Source organism: Streptomyces sp. NPDC044984, assembly GCF_040646935.1.
In the GTDB taxonomy this organism is placed as follows: domain Bacteria; phylum Actinomycetota; class Actinomycetes; order Streptomycetales; family Streptomycetaceae; genus Streptomyces.
Genome location: NZ_JBEZBE010000006.1, coordinates 62,006 through 81,742 on the forward strand (window position 1 = coordinate 62,006; position 19,737 = coordinate 81,742).

General features: G+C 72.1%; 16 protein-coding genes. 10 read left to right on the forward strand and 6 right to left on the reverse strand.

Annotated elements, in window-relative coordinates; all coding sequences use genetic code 11:
* Positions 1-26: 26 nt before the first annotated feature.
* From AB0A94_RS08490 to AB0A94_RS08515, 6 genes are all read right to left on the reverse strand, one after another.
* Positions 27-1,706: an alpha/beta hydrolase gene (locus AB0A94_RS08490; RefSeq protein ID WP_361740796.1), complete on the reverse strand. Its 1,680-nt coding sequence runs from the start codon at positions 1,704-1,706 to the stop codon at positions 27-29.
* Between the two features lie 216 nt (positions 1,707-1,922).
* On the reverse strand, positions 1,923-2,771 hold the full coding sequence (gene fdhD / locus AB0A94_RS08495) for a formate dehydrogenase accessory sulfurtransferase FdhD (protein WP_361740799.1): 849 nt from the start codon (positions 2,769-2,771) through the stop codon (positions 1,923-1,925).
* 17 nt (positions 2,772-2,788) lie between these two features.
* Positions 2,789-3,649: a 2Fe-2S iron-sulfur cluster-binding protein gene (locus AB0A94_RS08500; protein ID WP_361740802.1), complete on the reverse strand. Its 861-nt coding sequence runs from the start codon at positions 3,647-3,649 to the stop codon at positions 2,789-2,791.
* Positions 3,646-5,577, reverse strand: coding sequence for an NAD(P)H-dependent oxidoreductase subunit E (locus tag AB0A94_RS08505; protein WP_361740805.1), 1,932 nt, complete (start codon positions 5,575-5,577; stop codon positions 3,646-3,648). The genes AB0A94_RS08500 and AB0A94_RS08505 overlap by 4 nt, the downstream gene beginning before the upstream one ends.
* The gene (locus AB0A94_RS08510) at positions 5,558-7,486 is read right to left on the reverse strand and encodes a molybdopterin-dependent oxidoreductase (RefSeq protein WP_361740808.1); all 1,929 of its coding nucleotides are present in this window, start codon (positions 7,484-7,486) and stop codon (positions 5,558-5,560) included. The genes AB0A94_RS08505 and AB0A94_RS08510 overlap by 20 nt, the downstream gene beginning before the upstream one ends.
* Positions 7,483-8,454, reverse strand: coding sequence for a 2-dehydropantoate 2-reductase (locus tag AB0A94_RS08515; protein ID WP_361740811.1), 972 nt, complete (start codon positions 8,452-8,454; stop codon positions 7,483-7,485). Before AB0A94_RS08515 ends, AB0A94_RS08510 begins: the two co-directional genes overlap by 4 nt.
* Before the next feature lie 176 nt (positions 8,455-8,630).
* On the opposite strand from AB0A94_RS08515, the gene AB0A94_RS08520 reads away from it, so the two are divergent.
* The 10 genes from AB0A94_RS08520 (at position 8,631) to AB0A94_RS08565 (ending at position 19,617) form a co-directional block, all read left to right on the forward strand.
* Positions 8,631-9,983 (forward strand): OFA family MFS transporter, encoded by a 1,353-nt coding sequence (locus AB0A94_RS08520; RefSeq protein ID WP_361740814.1) that lies wholly within the window; start codon positions 8,631-8,633, stop codon positions 9,981-9,983.
* The gene (locus AB0A94_RS08525; protein ID WP_361740817.1) at positions 9,952-10,092 is read left to right on the forward strand and encodes a hypothetical protein; all 141 of its coding nucleotides are present in this window, start codon (positions 9,952-9,954) and stop codon (positions 10,090-10,092) included. The genes AB0A94_RS08520 and AB0A94_RS08525 overlap by 32 nt, the downstream gene beginning before the upstream one ends.
* Before the next feature lie 147 nt (positions 10,093-10,239).
* The gene (locus tag AB0A94_RS08530) at positions 10,240-11,187 is read left to right on the forward strand and encodes a beta-ketoacyl-ACP synthase III (RefSeq protein WP_361740820.1); all 948 of its coding nucleotides are present in this window, start codon (positions 10,240-10,242) and stop codon (positions 11,185-11,187) included.
* Positions 11,188-11,331: 144 nt separating this feature from the next.
* Positions 11,332-12,009, forward strand: a complete 678-nt coding sequence (locus AB0A94_RS08535) for a GntR family transcriptional regulator (RefSeq protein ID WP_361740823.1) — start codon at positions 11,332-11,334, stop codon at positions 12,007-12,009.
* 219 nt (positions 12,010-12,228) lie between these two features.
* A complete protein-coding gene (locus tag AB0A94_RS08540; RefSeq protein WP_361740825.1) occupies positions 12,229-13,410 on the forward strand; it encodes an ROK family transcriptional regulator in 1,182 nt (393 codons plus the stop codon).
* A gap of 312 nt (positions 13,411-13,722) precedes the next feature.
* Positions 13,723-15,240 (forward strand): sugar ABC transporter ATP-binding protein, encoded by a 1,518-nt coding sequence (locus AB0A94_RS08545; RefSeq protein ID WP_361740828.1) that lies wholly within the window; start codon positions 13,723-13,725, stop codon positions 15,238-15,240.
* Positions 15,237-16,256, forward strand: a complete 1,020-nt coding sequence (locus AB0A94_RS08550; protein WP_361740831.1) for an ABC transporter permease — start codon at positions 15,237-15,239, stop codon at positions 16,254-16,256. Before AB0A94_RS08545 ends, AB0A94_RS08550 begins: the two co-directional genes overlap by 4 nt.
* Positions 16,257-16,273: 17 nt before the next feature.
* A complete protein-coding gene (locus tag AB0A94_RS08555; protein ID WP_361740834.1) occupies positions 16,274-17,314 on the forward strand; it encodes a substrate-binding domain-containing protein in 1,041 nt (346 codons plus the stop codon).
* An 80-nt stretch (positions 17,315-17,394) separates the two neighbouring features.
* Entirely contained in the window at positions 17,395-18,603 is a 1,209-nt protein-coding gene (locus tag AB0A94_RS08560; protein WP_361740836.1) for a Gfo/Idh/MocA family oxidoreductase, read from the forward strand.
* Between the two features lie 15 nt (positions 18,604-18,618).
* On the forward strand, positions 18,619-19,617 hold the full coding sequence (locus tag AB0A94_RS08565) for a sugar phosphate isomerase/epimerase family protein (RefSeq protein WP_361740839.1): 999 nt from the start codon (positions 18,619-18,621) through the stop codon (positions 19,615-19,617).
* Positions 19,618-19,737 lie beyond the last annotated feature (120 nt).

The window sequence follows — 19,737 nt, forward strand, 5'->3', positions numbered from 1 at the left end:
GCCGCTCCGGCCGGTGAGGACCGGCATCACGGGCACGTCGTGCCGGCCCGGGGGGTCGTGCCGTGGAGGAGGTACGCGTCGACGGCCTCGGTCGCGCAGCGGTTGAAGGGGTACGACCCGTGGCCCTCGTCCCGCACCGTCAGCAGCACGCCGACCCCCTCGCCCAGCTCGGCCGCCATCCGCTCGGCGCCCTCGTACGGCGTCGTCGGGTCGCCGGTGTTGGCGACGACGAGGATCGGGGCGGCACCGTCCGCGCTGACGTCGGGGGTGGCGCTCTCGCCGCCGAACGGCCACTCGTAGCAGAGGTGGACGCCGGTGGCCCAGGTCTCGCCGAAGACGGGGGAGGCCGCCTCGATCCGCTTCGTCATCTCCTCGGCTTCGGCGAAGTCGGGGCGCAGGTCGGAGTCGGCGCAGGTGATCGCCGCGAAGGCGGACGTGCCGTTGCCGCCCGAGGTCCCGCCGCGGGCTCCGGCGCCGGCCCGGGTGCCGCGTGACTGGGTGTCCGGGCCGTGGTCGTACGCCTCCTCCAGCAACGCGTCGCCGGTGCCCCGCTCCATGACCTCGCGGAGCGCCTTCACCAGCGGCCCCCAGCCCTCCTTGCCGCTGTCCAGGTGGTTCGCGATGGCGTGGGCGGCGAGACCGTCGTCGAGTTCCCCGCCGCCGTCGGTGGGCGCGGGCTTCTCCCCGAGCTCGTCCAGCAGCTCGGTGACGCGTTGTCCGGCCTGCTCGGGGCCGCTGCCGGTGGGGCAGTCGTCGTAGGCCTTCGCGCAGTGTTCGGCGAAGCGGTCGAAGGCGCGCTGGACGGCCTTGACCTGGCTGAGCTCGCCCTGCAGGCGGTCCAGCGTCGGGTCGGCCGGGGCTTCGAGCACGAGCCGGCCCACGTTCCCCGGGAACAGGTGGGCGTAGACGCCGCCCAGTCTGGTGCCGTAGGAGACGCCGAAGTAGTGCAGTTCCTCGTCACCGAGGAGATAGCGCATCAGGTCCATGTCGCGCGCCGTGTGGGAGGTGCCGACGTACGGCAGCAGTTCACCGGAGTGCTTCCCGCAGGCGGCGGCGCCCTCGTACTCCTTCTCCCCGCAGATCACGGGGGCCGTCCCGCCGATGCCTCGCGGATCGAAACTGACCAGGTCGTACTGCTCGCCCAGCGCGGCGTAGTCGCTCGCGAACTCGGGGAGCCCCACGACGCCGGACTGGCCGGGGCCGCCGAAGTTGAGGAGGAGCGATCCGATCCGCTTCCGCTCCGGTCCGGTGGCCCTCTTCCGGATCATGGCGACGTCGATCGTGTCGCGGCCGGGCCGCCCGTAGTCCAGCGGCGCCTTCATCGTGGCGCACTCCCAGCCGTCGCCCGGGGCGTCACCGTCCCCCTGCGCCCCGGACGGCGCCGGGCAGGCCGACCAGTCGAGCCGCTGGCCGGTGGTGAAGGCCGCGGGCAGCCCCGGTGGCGGGTTCGTCGCCTTGCGCTCGTCCCTGCGGGGCGCCTCGCCGCCCTCGGAGGACGCGGACGGACCCGAGCCCGAGCCTCCGACGACATCGCACCCGGCCCCCGCGGCCACCACGAACACGACGGCGAGGGCGAGCAGGCCCGCGGCGGCGCGCCGGGGTGCGGCGGCGCGCACCGCGGCACCCCGCGAGAGACCACCGGACCCGTCCGCCCCCGTACCGACAGACCGGGTCGAGCGACCCGAGTTCCGACATCGCGTACGCATCCGCGAGTCCCCCTCCCCCTGGCACACCGGAACAGCGTGCCGTTCGATATTCGACGTCCCGAACCTACTGATCGTCGTTCTTCGGTGGCAATTGATCAGACGTCCGGAGGGGAGACGTGAGGGGGCGGCGCGGTACGGGATCGAGGCGGGGCCCCGCGGCGCAGGGGGCGCTCCCCGCCGGCAGGGGCCCCGCCGCCGTGCAGCGAGCGGGACCGGTCAGCCCCGGGCGGCCGCGGCCCGCAGGGCGATGCGGTCCTCACCCGCGTACACGTTCATGGAACCGCCCCGCAGGAAGCCCACCAGGGTCAGGCCCGTCTCCGCCGCCAGGTCCACGGCCAGCGAGGACGGCGCGGAGACCGCCGCCAGCATCGGAACGCCGGCCATGACCGCCTTCTGCGCCAGCTCGAACGAGGCCCGGCCGGAGACCAGCAGGATCGTTCGGGACAGCGGCAGGTTCCCGCTCTGCAGGGCACGGCCGACCAGCTTGTCGACCGCGTTGTGCCGGCCCACGTCCTCCCGTACGTCGAGCAGCTCGCCGTCCTCGTCGAACAGGGCCGCCGCGTGCAGGCCGCCCGTGCGGTCGAAGACCCGCTGGGCCTCGCGCAGCCGGTCGGGCAGGCCCGCCAGCAGTTCCGGCTCGACACGCAGCGGGGGAGTGTCGGCGATGGGGTGGCGGGCCGTCGTGCGCACGGCGTCGAGGCTGGCCTTGCCGCACAGACCGCAGGAGGACGTGGTGTAGACGTTGCGTTCGAGTGTGATGTCCGGGATCACCACTCCGGGGGCGGTCTTCACGTCGACCACGTTGTAGGTGTTCGAGCCGTCGACCGTCGCGCCCGCGCAATAGACGATGTTCTGCAGGTCCGAGGCGGTGGCGAGTACTCCCTCGCTCACCAGGAAGCCCGCGGCGAGCGCGAAGTCGTCGCCGGGCGTGCGCATGGTGATCGCCAGCGGCCTGCCGTTCAGCCGGATCTCCAGGGGTTCCTCGGCGACGAGCGTGTCGGGGCGGCTGGAGACCGCCCCGTCCCGGATGCGGAGCACCTTGCGTCGTTCCGTGACTCGTCCCATGTCCCTACCAGTTCCGTTCAGTCCCGGTTCTGCACGTGCGAAAAGCCGAAGCGGCCCTTGATGCACAGGTTGCCGTGGGTCACCGGATTGTCGTGCGGCGACGTGACCTTCACGATCTCATTGTCCTGCACATGGAGGGTGAGGTTGCAGCCCACACCGCAGTACGCGCACACGGTCGTCGTCTCCGTCTGACGCGACTCGTCCCACGTACCCGCCGCCCGCATGTCGAACTCCGACTTGAACGACAGGGCCCCGGTGGGGCAGACCTCGATGCAGTTGCCGCAGTACACGCACGCCGAGTCGGTCAGCGGGGCGTCGTGCTCCACGGCGATCCGGGCGTCGAAACCGCGGCCCGCGACCGAGATCGCGAAGGTGTTCTGCCACTGGTCGCCGCAGGCGTCCACGCACTTGTAGCAGAGGATGCACTTGTCGTAGTCGCGGACGTACAGGTCGTTGTCGATCCTGGGTTCCTCGCCGAGCCGGGCCGCGTCCGGGCCGAAGCGGTCCGGTTTCGCCTCGTACTCCTTCATCCAGTCGGCGACGCGGGGGGTCGTCGACAGGTCGACCGAGGACGCGAGGAGTTCCAGGACGACCTTGCGGCTGTGCCGGGCCCGCTCGGTGCCGGTGCGCACCTCCATGCCCGGCTCGGCCCTGCGGGAGCAGGCGGGGACCAGGGTGCGGGAGCCCTCGACCTCCACCACGCAGACGCGGCAGGCGTTCTTCGGGGTGAGGGTGTCGCCCTCACAGAGGGTCGGGATGTCCTTCCCGGCGGCACGGCAGGCGTCCAGGACCGTCGACCCCTCGGGCGCCCGGACCGGCTCTCCGTCGAGGGTGAACTCCAGCAGGCGGCGGGGGATCCCCAGCGGTGTCACGGTCATTCGTACGCCCCCAGACGGTCGATGGCGGATTCCACGGCGTTCCACGCGGTCTGTCCCAGACCGCAGATCGAGGCGTCCCGCATCGCGCGGCCGACCTCGCGCAGCAGGGTGATGTCGGCGGCGGCGTCGGCGCCGGTGCGGTCGGCGATCCGGCGCAGCGCCTCCTCCTGGCGGACGGTGCCGATCCGGCACGGGACGCACTGGCCGCACGACTCGTCGCGGAAGAACTCGGCGATGCGCAGGAGGAGGCGGGGGAGCGGGACCGTGTCGTCGAAGGCCATGACGACCCCGGAGCCGAGGGTGGTGCCCGCCTCCCGGGTGCCTTCGAAGGTGAGGGGGACGTCCAGTTCGTCGGGGCGTACGAAACCGCCGGCGGCTCCGCCCAGGAGGACCGCCCGGAGGTTGTCGCGGACGCCGGCGAGCCGGAGGAGTTCGCGAAGGGTCGCCCCGAAGGGGAGTTCGTAGACGCCGGGGCGGGCCACGCTGCCCGAGACGCAGAAGAGTTTGGGGCCGGTGGACCTCTCCGTGCCGGTCGCCGCGTAGGCCTGGGCGCCCATGGTGAGGACGGGCAGGACGTTGACCAGGGTCTCCACGTTGTTCTCGACGGTCGGCTTGCCGAACAGGCCCTTCTCCACGGGGAAGGGGGGCTTGGCGCGGGGCTCGCCGCGGTAGCCCTCGATGGAGTTGAAGAGGGCTGTCTCCTCGCCGCAGATGTAGGCGCCCGCGCCGCGCCTGATCTCGATGTCGAAGGCGTAGCCGTGGTTGAGGATGTCCTCTCCGAGGAGGCCGCGGGCCCGGGCCTGGGCGATGGCGTGCTCCATGCGGTGCAGGGCGCGTGGGTATTCGCCGCGGAGGTAGAGGTGGCCCCGGTGCGCGCCGGTCGCGTACGCCGCGATGGTCATGGCTTCGACCAGCGCGAACGGGTCGCCCTCCATGAGGACGCGGTCCTTGAACGTGCCCGGCTCGGATTCGTCGGCGTTGCAGACGAGGTAGTGGGGATGATCCGGCTGGGAGGCCGTGGCCTGCCACTTGCGGCCGGTGGGGAAGGCGGCGCCGCCGCGGCCGAGGAGGCCGGAGTCGGTGACCTCGCGGATGACGGCGGCGGGGCCGAGGGCGAAGGCGCGGCGGAGGGCGGTGTAGCCGCCGTTCGCGCGGTAGTCGTCGAGGTCGGTGGGGTCGGCTCTGCCGATGCGGTGGAGGAGGGTGAGGGTGGGGTCGCCGGCCTGGGGGACGGCGGCGGTGGGTGGGGGTTCGGGGGGTGCGGTCTCGGGGGCGGTGGCGGCGTGGATCGCGGTGTCGGGGGTGGCGGGGGCGACGACGGCGGTGGCTCGTGTGGTTTCTCGCCCCCGCCGCCCCTTCCCGTTCCCGTCCCCCGGGGGCTGCGCCCCCGGACCCCCCATCGGCCCTGAACGGGCCTCGTCCTCAAACGCCGGACAGGCTGATTCGCCGGCTCGGATTACCAAGGTTGCCGGTGCTCGTTCGCACAGGCCCAGGCAGGGGCTTCGTTCGACCTGGACGCCGGATTCCGGGCCCAGGCGGGATTCCACCGACTCGCACAGCTGTGCCGCGCCCGCCGCCGTGCAGGCCAGGTCCGTGCAGAGGTGCAGGACCGTCGCCGGGCGGGGGCGGACGGAGAACATCGCGTAGAAGGTGGCGACGCCGTAGGCCTCCGCCGGGGGGACCGTCAGGCGGCGGCACAGGTAGTGCAGGGCGCCCTCGCTGATCCAGCCGACCCGGTCGTTGACGGCGTGCAGCCCCGGCAGCAGCAGGTCGCGGCGGTCGCGGGCCTCGCGGCCGCCGCGGGCCCACCTGAGGTCGGCGTCGGAGCGGTCGGCGCCCTCCCAGGACGACTCGGGGGGACCGAGCAGGGCGTCCACGGCCGCACGCTCGTCGTCCGTCGGTTCGCTGTCACCGAAGTGCAGGTCCACTGGTGCTCACCTTCTCGATCCGGATCGCCGACGCCTTGAACTCCGCCGTCCCCGCGATCGGGCAGTTCGCCTCGATCGTCAGCCGGTTGGTGTCCACCTCGTCGGGAAAGTGGAACGTCATGAACGCGAGTCCGGGTCGCAGTCCGGTGTCGACCCAGACCGGCGCCAGCACGGAACCGCGCCGCGAGGTGACCCGCACCTCCTCGCCGACCACGACCCCGTACCGCTCGGCGTCCTCCGGGCACAGCTCGACGTACTCGCCGCGACGGAGAGGTGACGCGAAACTGCCGCTCTGCACGCCCGTGTTGTAGGAGTCGAGGCGGCGGCCCGTGGTGAGCCGGATCGGGTACCGCTCGTCGGTGAGGTCGACCGGCGGGTCGTGCCGGACGATGCCGAAGGGGGCGGGCCTGCCCCGGAGTTCCGGGTCCGGGTTCCACAGGCGGCCGTGCAGGTAGGTCGGTTCCAGCGCGTCCGTGGCGGGGCACGGCCACTGGATGCCCTGGTGTTCGTCCAGCCGCTCGTACGTCATGCCGTAGTGGTCCGGGGAGACCGAGCGCAGCTCGTTCCACACCGCCTCGGCGTCGGCGTACTTCCAGTCGTGGCCGAGGCGGGAGGCGAGGTCGCAGAGGATGTCGATGTCCTCGCGCGCCTCACCGGGCGGGACCACGGCCCGGCGGACCCGCTGCACCCGGCGCTCGCTGTTGGTGGTGGTGCCCTCGGTCTCCGCCCAGCCGGCGGTCGCGGGGAGGACGACGTCGGCCAGTTCGGCGGTCCTCGTCAGGAAGATGTCCTGGACCACCAGGAAGTCCAGCTCCTTCAGCCGGCGCACCGCCTGTTCGCCGTCCGCCTCCGACTGGGCCGGGTTCTCGCCGATGCAGTAGACGGCGCGCAGGGAGCCGTCCTCCATGGCCTCGAACATCTCCGTCAGGGTCAGTCCGTGGTGCGGCTGGATGACGGTGTCCCAGGCCGCCCCGAACTTCAGGCGGGTGCCGGTGTCGAGGATGTCCTGGAAGCCGGGCAGCCGGTTGGGGATCGCGCCCATGTCGCCGCCGCCCTGCACGTTGTTCTGGCCGCGCAGGGGCTGCAGGCCCGAGCCGTAGCGGCCGACGTGACCGGTGAGCAGGGAGAGGTTGATCAGGGCGCGCACGTTGTCGGTGCCGTTGTGGTGCTCGGTGATGCCGAGGGTCCAGCACAGCTGGGCGCGCTCGGCGCGGGCGTAGGCGTGCGCCAGCTCCCGTATCGCGGGCGCCGGTACGCCCGTCACCTTCTCCGCGAGGGACAGGGTCCACGGCTCGACGAGCTCCCTGTACTCCTCGAAACCCGTGGTGGCCCGCCGTACGAACGCCTCGTTGACCAGGCCCGCGTGGATGATCTCGCGGCCGATCGCGTGCGCCATCGCGATGTCCGTGCCGACGTTCAGCCCGAGCCAGCCCTCCGCCCACTCGGCGGTGGAGGTCCGGCGCGGGTCGACCGCGTACATCCGGGCGCCGCCCCGGATCCCCTTCAGCACGTGCTGGAAGAAGATCGGGTGCGCGAAGCGGGCGTTGGAGCCCCACATCACGATGACGTCGGTGTGCTCGACCTCCTCGTACGACGACGTGCCGCCGCCCGAGCCGAACGCGGCCGACAGGCCGGCCACGGACGGGGCGTGGCAGGTGCGGTTGCAGGAGTCGACGTTGTTGGTGCCCATGACGACCCGGGCGAACTTCTGCGCCACGTAGTTCGTCTCGTTGGTCGCGCGGGAGCAGGAGAACAGTCCGAACGCGCCGCGCGCCGCCGCCAGGCCCCGGGCGGTACGGTCCAGGGCCTCGTCCCAGGTCGCCCGGCGGAAGGGCGCGTCGCGCGTATCCCGGACGAGGGGGTGGGTGAGGCGGGTGTAGGTCTTGGGGTTCCGGTCGCGTTTCCTCATGCGGCGCTCCTCAGCGCGAGCAGGTCCGACAGGGCGTGCACGGTGCGCAGGGTGGGCACCGGGACACCGGTGATCTCCGCCAGTTCGACGACGGCCGCGAGCAGGACGTCGAGTTCGAGCGGCTTGCCGCGCTCCAGGTCCTGGAGCGTGGAGGTGCGGTGGTCGCCGACCTTCTCCGCGCCCGCGAGGCGGCGCTCGATGGAGACGCCGACCTCGCAGCCGAGGGCCCCGGCGACCGCCAGCGTCTCGGCCATCATCGTCTCGATGACCCGCCGGGTGCCGCCGTGCAGGCACATCTGCCGCATGGTGGCGCGGGCCAGGGCGCTGATCGGGTTGAAGGAGATGTTGCCCAGCAGCTTCAGCCAGATGTCGTTGCGCAGGTCCGGCTCGACCGGGCACTTCAGGCCCCCGGCCCGCATCGCCTCGCTCAGGGCCAGACAGCGCGCGGAGACGCTCCGGTCCGGCTCGCCGATCGAGAAGCGGGTGCCTTCCACATGGCGTACGACGCCGGGCTGCTGGAGTTCGGTGGCCGCGTAGACGACGCAGCCGACGGCCCGTTCGGGCGCGAGCACCGCACTGACCGCGCCGTCCGGGTCCACGCTCTCCAGGCGGCGGCCGTCGTACGGCCCGCCGTGCCGGTGGAAGTACCACCAGGGGATGCCGTTCTGGGCGGCCACGACCGCCGTGGTGCCGTGCAGCAGCGGCTCGATCAGCGGCCCGCACGCCGCGTACGAGTTCGCCTTGAGACCCAGGAACACGTAGTCGACCGGGCCGACTTCGGCCGGGTCGCCGGTGGCGCGGGGGTGCGCGGTGAAGTCGCCGCGCGGGCTGCGCACGCGTACGCCGTACTGCCTCATGGCCGCCAGATGCGGTCCACGGGCGATGAGATGCACGTCGGCGCCCGCACGGTGGAGCGCGGCACCGACGTAGGCGCCGATCGCCCCGGCACCGAGGACTGCGACTTTCATGGCGAGGGGAGCTCCGTTCGGTCGAGGGACACCGAGGACCGGGAACCGCCGAATCTCTGTCGACGAAATATTGTCTACAGTATGGAAGAGGCCCCAGCAAGGCTTTGTGCAGTACCAGTGGTTGTCTGCTCAACTGCCTTCTCAATGGCCCCCGTCGTCCCTACGGTGGGGGACTCATGAGCCCCCCTGTCGCACCCCCGGGCTGGAGCCGCTGGCTCGTGCCGCCCGCCGCGCTCTCCGTCCACCTCTCCATCGGCCAGGCCTACGCGTGGAGCGTGTTCAAGCCGCCGCTGGAGTCCGCGCTCGGCCTCAGCGGCACCCAGAGCGCGCTGCCCTTCCAGCTCGGCATCGTCATGCTCGGCCTGTCCGCCGCGTTCGGCGGCACCCTCGTCGAACGCCGGGGCCCGCGCTGGGCGATGACCGTCGCCCTGGTCTGCTTCTCCTCCGGCTTCCTGCTCTCCGCCCTGGGCGCGGCCACCGAGCAGTACTGGCTGATCGTCCTCGGCTACGGCTTCGTCGGCGGCATCGGCCTGGGCATCGGCTACATCTCACCCGTCTCGACGCTCATCAAGTGGTTCCCGGACCGGCCCGGCATGGCCACCGGCATCGCCATCATGGGCTTCGGCGGCGGCGCGCTGATCGCCTCGCCCTGGTCGGCGCAGATGCTCGAGTCCTTCGGTGCCGACAGCGCCGGCATCGCGCTCGCCTTCCTCGTGCACGGGCTGACGTACGCCGTGTTCATGCTGCTCGGCGTGGTGCTGGTGCGGGTGCCGCGCACCGCGCGTCCGGTGGCCGGAGCGCCCTCCGTGCTCACCGGGCCGCAGGTCTCGGCCCGTTCGGCGGTGCGCACCCCGCAGTTCTGGCTGCTGTGGCTCGTGCTGTGCCTGAACGTCACCGCGGGCATCGGCATCCTGGAGAAGGCCGCGCCGATGATCACCGACTTCTTCGCGGACACCTCCGCACCGGTGTCGGCGACCGCCGCCGCCGGGTTCGTCGCCCTGCTGTCGGCGGCCAACATGGCGGGCCGCATCGGCTGGTCCACCACCTCCGACCTCATCGGCCGCAAGAACGTCTACCGGGTCTACCTCGGCGCCGGCGCGCTGATGTACGCGCTCATCTGGCTGCTGGGCGACTCCTCCAAGCCGCTGTTCGTGCTGTGCGCCCTGGTGATCCTCTCCTTCTACGGCGGCGGCTTCGCCACGGTCCCGGCGTACCTGAAGGACCTCTTCGGCACCTACGAGGTGGGCGCCATCCACGGCCGGCTGCTCACCGCCTGGTCCACGGCCGGTGTGCTCGGACCGCTGATCGTGAACTGGGTCGCCGACCGCCAGGAGGAGGCGGGCCGGCACGGCCCGTCCCTGTACGGGCTGTCGCTGGTGATCATGATCGGGCTGCTCGTCGTCGGCTTCGTCGCCAACGAGCTGGTCCGGCCCGTCCACCCCCGCCATCACCTCCCCGACCTCGACCCCGGCCCCGAGACGCCGAAGGAGGCCGCCGATGACCGGCGACAGCAGCCAGAGTCCGCCTAGCCCCGACCGCCGCGGACTGATCGCCTTCTCCTGGCTGTGGGTGGGCGCGCCGCTCGCCTACGGACTGTACGAGCTCGTGCGCAAGGCGGCACAACTGTTCACCGGCTGACCGCGGAGCCGCGGCGCCCCCTCTCCGGAGGCTGACGGAAGCCGACAAGCCCGGCACCCGTTTCCTGTCGCTTCACCTGCCCTCGTACCGGTGAGTCACTGATCAGACTGGTGCATCCCGCACCCGACCACCGAGGGGGATCCACCCATGATCGGCTCGCGCATCGCCGCCGTCGGCCACTACCAGCCCGCCCGGGTCCTCACCAACGAGGACCTGGCGGGCATGGTCGACACCAGCGACGAGTGGATCACGAGCCGGGTGGGCATCCGCACCCGTCACGTCGCCGGCCCCGACGAACCGGTCGACGAGCTGGCCGCGCACGCCGCCGCCAAGGCGCTGGCGGCGGCCGGCCGGACGGCCGCCGAGATCGACCTCGTGCTGGTCGCCACGTCCACCGCCATCGACCGCTCGCCCAACATGGCCGCCCGGGTCGCGGCCCGCCTCGGCATGCCCGGGCCCGCCGTCATGGACATCAACGTGGTGTGCGCCGGATTCACCCACGCCCTCGCCACCGCCGACCACGCCGTACGGGCCGGCGGCGCGAGCCGGGTGCTGGTCGTCGGCGCCGACAAGATGACCGACGTGACCGACTGGACCGACCGCACCACCTGCGTGCTCGTCGGCGACGGGGCGGGCGCCGCCGTGGTGGAGGCCTGCGCCCCCGGCGAGGAGGCGGGGATCGGCCCGGTGCTGTGGGGCTCGGTGCCCGAGATGGGGCACGCGGTGCGGATCGAGGGGACGCCGCCGCGGTTCGCGCAGGAGGGGCAGAGCGTCTACCGCTGGGCCGCCACCCAGCTGCCGGTCGTCGCCCGCCAGGCCTGCGAGAAGGCGGGGCTGGCGCCCGAGGACCTCGCCGGGGTCGTACTGCACCAGGCCAACCTGCGGATCATCGAACCCCTCGCCCGCCGGCTCGGCGCCGTCAACGCCGTCGTCGCCCGCGACGTCATCGAGTCCGGCAACACCTCGGCCGCCAGCATCCCGCTCGCCTTCTCCAAGCTCGTCGAACAGGGCGCGGTGTCGTGCGGCGACCCGGTGCTGCTCTTCGGGTTCGGCGGGAACCTGTCGTACGCGGGGCAGGTCGTGCGCTGTCCCTGAGCCCGTCGCGGGTGTGACGAGGCCGACTCCTCGATCCCCTGGTGTCCGTGCGCCGTAGACTGTAGACGAAAGACAATCACTACTGGCGTTGCGGTGCACCGGCGTTCGCGGCGGTGCGCGGCGCCGCCGAGGAGGGGGACCGCGATGTTGTCGACCGGACTGCCCCAGGGGGCGGTGCCCAGGCTCGAACGGCCCGGACCGCTGCGCGACCGGGTCTACGAGGCGCTGCTCGAACTCATCACCACCCGCGCCCTCCAGCCCGGCCAGCACCTCGTCGAGAGCGAACTCGCCGGCCACCTCGGCGTCTCCCGCCAGCCGGTGCGCGAGGCGCTGCAGCGGCTCAACACCGAGGGCTGGGTCGATCTGCGGCCCGCGCAGGGCGCGTTCGTGCACGAGCCGACGGAGGAGGAGGCCGACCAGCTCCTCACCGTCCGCACGCTGCTGGAGGCGGAGGCGGCCCGGCTGGCCGCGAGCAACGCCGACGGCGCGGGTGTGGCGGCCCTGGAGGAGATCCTGGCCGAGGGGCTCAAGGCCGTCGACGCCGACGACGTGGACGCCGCCGTCGCCCTCAACGCCCTCTTCCACGCCAAGGTCATGGAGCTGGCCGGGAACGCCGTGCTCGCCGAACTCGCCGCCCAGGTCGACCGGCGCGTGCGCTGGTACTACACGCCCGTCGCCCGGCAGCGCGGCGGGCAGTCCTGGGTCGAGCACCGCGAGCTGATCGCCGCCATCGCCGCCCACGACGAGCAACTGGCCACCCGGCTCATGCGCGAACACACCGAGCACACCCGGCGCTCGTACCACGAGCGCGCCGATTCCTGAGCAGCCCGAAGGTCCCTTTTCGCCCCCTTTGCGACCTGTTTCCCGGTGCCTTCACGGACTCCTTTGTCCTGTGAGTGGAAAAAGTAGGGGGCAATTCCTGCGCGACTTCTTCCCACCTCCGGCAGGCGCTGCTACTTTCCCATCCGAAAGCACGCCACACACGTGGCCGGAATCCGGCGCGCACATGCCGATCGAGGCGGGGAGGGGTTCGTGAGACGCATGACAGCGCGACCCGCCAACGCCCACCAGGCACGACTGCTCAGGCTGCTGCGCGACGGCGGACCCAACTCCCGTGCCCAACTGGGCGACCAGGTCGACCTCTCCCGGTCGAAACTGGCCGTGGAGGTGGACCGGCTGCTGGAGACGGACCTCGTCGTGGCCGACGGACTCGCCGCCTCGCGCGGCGGCCGGCGCTCCCACAACATCCGGCTCAACCCGCACCTGCGGTTCCTCGGCGTCGACATCGGCGCGACCTCGGTCGACGTCGCCGTCACCAACGCCGAGCTGGAGATCCTCGGGCACATCAACCAGCCCATGGACGTACGCGAGGGACCGGTCGCGGTCTTCGAGCACGTACTCGCCATGGCCGCGAAGTTGAAGGCCTCGGGGCTCGCGGAGGGGTTCGACGGCGCCGGTATCGGCGTCCCGGGCCCGGTCCGCTTCCCCGAGGGCATCCCGGTGGCTCCGCCGATCATGCCGGGCTGGGACGGCTTCCCCGTGCGGGAGGCGCTCAGCCAGGACCTCGGCTGCCCGGTCATGGTCGACAACGACGTGAACCTGATGGCGATGGGGGAGCAGCACGCGGGCGTCGCCCGCACCGTCGCCGACTTCCTCTGCGTCAAGATCGGTACCGGCATCGGCTGCGGCATCGTCGTCGGCGGTGAGGTCTACCGCGGTACGACGGGCAGCGCGGGCGACATCGGGCACATCCAGGCCGTGCCCGACGGCCGTCCGTGCGCCTGCGGCAACCGGGGCTGCCTGGAGGCCCACTTCTCCGGCGCGGCCCTCGCCCGGGACGCCATGGAGGCCGCCGAACAGCGGCTCTCCACCGAACTCGCCGGCCGGCTGGAGGCGAACGGCACGCTCAGCGCCGCCGACGTCGCCGCCGCGGCCGCGGCCGGTGACGCCACCGCCCTCGACCTGATCCGCGAGGGCGGCAACCGCACCGGCCAGGTCATCGCCGGCCTGGTCAGCTTCTTCAATCCCGGCCTGGTGGTGATCGGCGGTGGGGTGACCGGCCTCGGCCACACCCTGCTCGCCGCGATCCGCACCCAGGTCTACCGCGGCTCGCTGCCCTTGGCCACCGGCAACCTGCCCATCGTGCTGGGGGAGCTGGGACCCACCGCCGGAGTCATCGGCGCGGCCCGGCTCATCAGCGACCACCTGTTCTCACCCGCGTAAGCAGCCCCACCGCTTCTTCGTCCTCCTCGTCACACCTGCTCCGAGCACCACCGCATCCGCGCCACGGCACCTGATCCAGGCACCACCGCATCCGCGTCACGGCACCCGCTCCCAGCACCACCACCGCACCCGCTCCCAGCACCACCACCGCATCCGCGTCACGGCACCCGCTCCCAGCACACCTGCTCCCACCGCACGGAACAGCCCACCCGTACCGGCACGCCACCGCCCTACCCCGCCCTGCCCGAAAACGCCTGCCCCGCAAGGGGATCGCCCTGACACCGGCCCGTACGCCCGCCGAGGGGAATCCGCATGGCACCACAACCACCGCTGCTCAGCATGTCCGGCATCACCAAGTCGTTCCCCGGAGTCCGGGCCCTGGACGGCGTCGACCTCGACGTCCAGGCCGGCGAAGTGCACTGCCTGCTCGGCCAGAACGGCGCCGGGAAGTCCACCCTGATCAAGGTGCTGGCCGGTGCCCACCAGCCCGACACCGGCACCATCCGCTGGCGCGGCGAGGACGTCGTCCTGCGCTCGCCGATCGCCGCCATGCGCCTCGGCATCGCCACCATCTACCAGGAACTCGACCTGGTGGAACACCTCTCGGTCGCCGAGAACGTCCACCTGGGCCACGAGCCGACCACCGCCGGTTTCGTCGTCCGGTCGGGAACGGCCAAGGCGTCGACGGCCCACCTGCTCAAGCGGCTCGGACACCCCGAGATCGACCCGGCCCGGCTGGTCGGCGAACTCTCGGCGGCGCAGCAGCAGATCGTGTCCATGGCGCGGGCGCTCTCCCACGACGTACGGCTCATCGTGATGGACGAGCCGTCCGCCGCCCTCGACCCGGACGAGGTCGACAACCTCTTCCGCATCGTCGGCGACCTCACCGCCGACGGAGTCGCCGTCGTCTACATCTCGCACCGCCTGGAGGAGATCCGCCGCATCGGCGACCGGGTGACCGTGCTGAAGGACGGCCGGGCCGTCGCCGGTGGGCTGCCCGCGAAGTCGACGCCGACCCGCGAGGTCGTCGCGCTGATGACCGGGCGCAACGTCGAGTACGTCTTCCCGGAGCGGCCCGCCGACGCCCCGTCGGGCGAACCGGTGCTCACCGTCGAAGGGCTGTCCCGCCAGGGCGAGTTCGCCCCGCTCGACCTCCAGGTGCGGCCCGGGGAGATCGTCGGGCTCGCCGGACTCGTCGGCTCGGGACGCTCCGAGATCCTGGAGACGATCTACGGCGCCCGCAAGCCCGACACCGGCCGGGTCCTCGTCGACGGGCGCCCCCTGAAACCGGGCAGCGTACGGGCCGCCGTGCGCGCCGGACTCGGGCTCGCCCCCGAGGAACGCAAGGCGCAGGCCCTGCTGATGCTGGAGTCCGTCACCCGCAACGTGTCGGTCTCCTCCATGTCCCGCTTCGCCAAGGCCGGCTGGATCGACCGCGGCGCCGAACTGGGGGCGGCCCGCGCGGCGGTCCGCGAACTGTCGCTGCGCCCCGACAACCCGGACGTGCCCGTGCGCACCCTGTCCGGCGGCAACCAGCAGAAGGCCGTGCTCGCCCGCTGGCTGCTGCGCGGCTGCCGGGTGCTGCTGCTCGACGAACCCACCCGCGGCGTCGACGTCGGCGCCCGCGCCGAGCTCTACGCGGTCGTCCGCCGGCTGGCGGACGAGGGCCTCGCCGTGCTGCTGGTCTCCAGCGAGGTCCCCGAGGTCCTCGGCCTCGCCGACCGCGTCCTGGTGCTGCGCGAGGGCAGCGTCGTCCACACGGCGCCCGCCCGCGAACTCGACGAACACCGTGTACTCGACCTCGTCATGGAAGGAAGCCCGGCGTCATGACGCAGCCCGTCTCCCCGCCGCGGGACAGCGCCCCCAAGGTGCCGTCGGCCGGCGAAACGCCCGCCTGGCGCGCCGTGCTGTTCCGCGCCGACGTCCGCACGCTGTCGCTGCTCGGCGTGCTCGCCGCACTGATCCTCATCGGCGGCATCACCAAACCGGACGAGTTCCTGGACACCCGCAACCTCCAGCTCGTCCTCACCCAGGCCTCCGTCATCGGCGTCGTCACCGTCGGCATGACCTTCGTCATCATCTCCGGCGGCATCGACCTGTCGGTCGGTGCGATCGTCGCCCTCGCCTCGGTGTGGGCCACCACCGTCGCCACCCAGGAGTACGGCTTCGGCGGCATCCTCTTCACCGCCGTCCTCGTCGGACTGGGATGCGGCCTGGTCAACGGGGTGCTCATCGCCTACGGCGGGATGGTCCCGTTCATCGCCACCCTCGCCATGCTCGCCTCGGCCCGCGGCCTCGCCCTGCAGATCACCGACGGGCGGACCCAGATCGTCACCGTCGACGGCGTCCTCGACCTCGGCGAGCGCGACTCCTACGTGCTCGGCATCCCGCCGCTGGTCCTGGTGTTCGCCGCGGTCACCGTCATCGGCTGGCTGCTCCTCAACCGGACCACCTTCGGTCGCCGCTCCGTCGCCGTCGGCGGCAACGCGGAGGCCGCCCGGCTCGCCGGCATCGACGTGCGCCGCCAGCGGCTCTACCTCTACCTGCTGTCCGGGCTGTGCTGCGGCATCGCCGCCTTCCTGCTGATCGTGCTGGCCGGCTCCGGCCAGAACACCAACGGCAACCTCTACGAACTCGACGCCATCGCCGCCGCGATCATCGGCGGCACCCTGCTCACCGGGGGCCGCGGCACCATCGTCGGCTCCGTCCTCGGCGTCCTGATCTTCACCACGATCACCAACATCTTCGCCCTGAACAACCTGCAGAGCGACGTCCAGCAGATCGCCAAGGGCGCGATCATCGTCGCCGCCGTGCTGGTCCAGCGCCGTACCGCGAGCACGACCTGAAGAAGGGGTTCACCGCCATGCCAGAGTTCACCAGCCGCAGAGGGCTGCTCTTCGGAGCGGCCGCCGTGTCCGCCGGAGTCCTCGTCACCGGCTGCACCAGCAACGAGTCCAGCGACGACGAGCCCGCCGCGAACGACCAGCCGGCCGCCGACGACAAGCCCGGCAAGCCGGTCACCATCGGCTTCGCCGGACCGCAGGCCGACCACGGCTGGCTCAACGCCATCAACGACAACGCCAAGAAGCGGGCCGAGAAGTACTCGGACGTCACCCTGGAGATCACCGAGGGCTCCAACGACACCGCCCAGCAGATCGGCCAGATCGAGACCCTCATCAACAAGAAGGTCGACGTCCTGGTGATCCTGCCCGCCGACGGCAAGGCCCTCACCCAGGTCGGGCTGAAGGCGATGCGCGCCGGCATCCCGGTCGTCAACCTCGACCGGATCTTCAACACCCCGCAGGCGTACCGCTGCTGGGTCGGCGGCGACAACTACGGCATGGGCCTCAACGCCGGCCACTACATCGGCGAGAAGCTCAAGGGCAAGCAGGGCGCCAAGGTCGTCGAGCTGGCCGGCCTGGACAACCTGGAGCTGACCAAGCAGCGCACCCAGGGCTTCGACGACGCGCTGAAGAACTACCCCAACATCCAGAAGGTGGCCCGCCAGGCCGCCGAGTTCACCGTCGAGTCCGGCCAGGCCAAGATGGCCCAGCTGCTCCAGGCCCAGTCGCGGATCGACGCGCTGTGGAACCACGACGACGACCAGGGCGTGGGCGCGCTGCGCGCCATCGAGCAGGCCGGACGCGACGAGTTCCTGATGGTGGGCGGCGCGGGCGCGCTCGCCGCCTTCGAGGCCATCAAGGCCGACAACGGTGTTCTGAAGGCCACCGTCCTGTACCCGCCGACGATGGCCGCCTCCGCGATCGACCTGGCCCGCGCCCTCGGCCAGGGCAAGGGCGTGAGCGGCCTCGCGGAGTTCGAGATCCCCTCGACGGTGACCTGCTACTCGGCCGTCGTCGACAAGGAGAACGTGGACCAGTACATGTCCACCGGCTTCAAGTGAGGAGCCCCGCCCCACGGGCCTGACCAGCCCCCCGGGCGGGGTCCACCCCCGCCCGTCACGACGACGAGGAGGACATCCGAATGGCACAGCCGCAAGCGTCCGACGGGGATCGGGCGGGGAAGCCACCGCTGCGCATCGGCATGGTCGGTTACGCCTTCATGGGCGCCGCCCACTCCCAGGGCTGGCGCACCGCGGGCCGCGTCTTCGACCTGCCGATGAGCCCCGACATGGCCGTGATCTGCGGCCGGGACGCCGACGCCGTGCGCGCGGCGGCGGACCGGCACGGCTGGGCGGAGGCCGAGACCGACTGGCGCGCCCTGGTCGAACGGGACGACATCGACCTCGTCGACATCTGCACCCCGGGCGACAGCCACGCCAAGATCGCGCTCGCCGCGCTCGCCGCCGGCAAGCACGTGCTGTGCGAAAAGCCCCTCGCCAACAGCGTCGAGGAGGCCGAGGCGATGACCCGCGCCGCCGAAGAGGCACGGGCGCGGGGTCAGCTGGCGATGGTCGGCTTCAACTACCGCCGGGTCCCCGCGACCGCGCTGGCCCGGCGGATGGTGGCCGAGGGCCGGATCGGAAGACTGCGGCACGTGCGGGTCGCGTACCTGCAGGACTGGCTGGTGGACCCGCAGTTCCCGCTGACCTGGCGGCTGCGCCGCGAGCACGCCGGCTCCGGTTCGCTCGGCGACCTCGGCGCGCACATCGTCGACCTGGCGCAGTACCTGGCCGGCGAGCGGCTGGCGGGCGTCTCCGCGCTCACCGAGACCTTCGTGCGGGAACGGCCGCTGCCCACCGCGCCCAGTGCCGGTCTGGCCGCCGTCTCCGCCGCCGGCACCGGACAGGTCACCGTCGACGACGCCGCCCTGTTCACCGGCCGCTTCACCTCCGGCGCCCTCGCCTCCTTCGAGGCCACCCGGTACGCCACCGGACGCAAGAACGCCCTGCGCATCGAACTCAACGGCGAGCGCGGCTCGCTCGCCTTCGACCTGGAGCGGCTCAACGAGCTGTCGTACCACGACGGCACCGAGCCCGGCACGCACGCCGGCTTCCGCCGCATCCTCGTCACCGAACCCGACCACCCCTACCTCGAGGCCTGGTGGCCGCCGGGCCACGGCCTCGGCTACGAGCACACCTTCGTGCACCAGGCGCGCGACCTGGTCCACGCGGTCGCCGAGGGCCGGGGTCCCGAACCCTCCTTCGCCGACGGGCTCCAGGTGCAGCGCGTCCTGGCGGCGGTGGAGGAGAGCGCCGAGAAGAACTCCGTCTACACACCGATCGCCGCTTGAGGAGGACGGACAGAGATGCCGCGCAACTTCACGCTGTTCACCGGCCAGTGGGCGGACCTGCCGCTGGAGGAGGTCTGCCGACTCGCCCGCGACTTCGGCTACGACGGCCTCGAACTCGCCTGCTGGGGAGACCACTTCGAGGTCGACAAGGCGCTCGCCGACCCGTCCTACGTGGCCGGCCGCCACCAGCTCCTGGAGAAGTACGGCCTGAAGTGCTGGGCGATCTCCAACCACCTGGTGGGGCAGGCGGTGTGCGACGCCATCATCGACGAACGCCACCAGGCGATCCTGCCCGCCCGCATCTGGGGCGACGGCGAGGCCGAGGGCGTACGGCAGCGGGCCGCCGCCGAGATCAAGGACACCGCGCGCGCCGCGGCCCTCCTCGGCGTGGACACCGTCATCGGCTTCACCGGCTCCGCCATCTGGCACCTGGTCGCCATGTTCCCGCCCGCGCCCGAGTCGATGATCGAGCGCGGCTACGAGGACTTCGCCGAGCGGTGGAACCCGATCCTGGACGTCTTCGACGCCGAGGGCGTGCGGTTCGCCCACGAGGTCCACCCCAGCGAGATCGCCTACGACTACTGGACGACCGTACGCGCCCTGGACGCGGTCGGCCGGCGGCCGGCCTTCGGCCTCAACTTCGACCCCTCCCACTTCGTGTGGCAGGACCTCGACCCGGTCGGCTTCCTCCTGGACTTCCGCGACCGGATCTACCACGTCGACTGCAAGGAGGCCCGCAAGCGCCTCGACGGCCGCAACGGCCGCCTGGGCTCCCACCTGCCGTGGGGCGACCCCCGGCGCGGCTGGGACTTCGTCTCCGCCGGTCACGGCGACGTCCCCTGGGAGGACGTCTTCCGCATGCTGCGCTCCATCGACTACCAGGGCCCGGTCTCCGTTGAGTGGGAGGACGCCGGCATGGACCGGCTCCAGGGTGCCCCGGAGGCGCTCACCCGCCTCAAGGCCTTCGACTTCGAGCCGCCCAGCGCGTCCTTCGACGCCGCTTTCAACAGCTGATCCGCGCCCGACGGCAGGTCGGGGACGGGGGCCGGAGCATCCGCCGGCCCCCGGATCCGGCCTGCCCGGATCCCGCTTTGTCCTGAGTTGGGAAAAAGCTGGACCAGTCCTGGTCCAAGG